This window comes from Streptomyces poriferorum (genome assembly GCF_019399235.1).
GTDB lineage: Bacteria > Actinomycetota > Actinomycetes > Streptomycetales > Streptomycetaceae > Streptomyces > Streptomyces poriferorum.
On record NZ_JAELVH010000591.1, the window covers coordinates 1 to 712 of the forward strand.

1 protein-coding gene is annotated in these 712 nt (G+C 71.9%); it reads left to right on the forward strand.

Features of this window, described 5'->3' with window-relative positions; translation table 11 throughout:
• On the forward strand, positions 1-655 hold a 655-nt coding region (locus tag JGS39_RS39870; RefSeq protein ID WP_219574637.1), incomplete at its 5' end, for a PP2C family protein-serine/threonine phosphatase.
• Positions 656-712 lie beyond the last annotated feature (57 nt).

Below are 712 nucleotides of genomic sequence, written 5' to 3' on the forward strand. Positions count from 1 at the left end.
GGAGATCGCGGGGGTGCAGGTCGCGGCGTGCAGTCTGCCGGGGGCGCGGGGGATGCAGGCGGGGGGTGACTGGTACGACGTGATGGCGCTGCCGGGTGGGAAGGCGGGGCTGGCGCTGGGTGACGTGATGGGCAAGGGGTTGCGCGCGGCGACGGCGATGGGGCAGTTGCGGACGGCGTTGCGCAGTTATGCGCTGGTGGAGGGTGAGGATCCGGTGGCGGTGCTGTCGGATCTGAACGCGTTGAGTCAGGACATGGCGCTGACGGATCTGGCGACGGTGTTGTACATGACGGTGGATCCGGTGGAGCGGCGTGCGGTGGTGGCGTCGGCCGGTCATTGTCCGCCGTTGCTGGTGGACCATTCGGGGGCGCGGTTCCTGCGTGCGGGGCAGGGGGTGCCGCTAGGTGTGGTGGATGAGTGGGATGCGGAGGCGGACGAGTTCGAGCTGCCGGCGGGGGCGTTGCTGGTGCTGTACACGGATGGTCTGGTGGAGCGGCGCGGGGAGGAGTTGGGGGTGGGGCTGGAGCGTCTGCGTGCGGCGGCGCTGGCGGCGCCTTCGGATGTGGGTGATCTGTGCGCGTACCTGGTGGAGGCGTGTCTGGGTGACGGCGAGGCGTCGGACGACGTGGCGATCCTGTCGGTGCGGGTGCGCTGAGGGCGGGCGGGGCCTGGGCCGGGGGTGCCGGGGTACGCCGCAGGCCCCGTCCGGGTG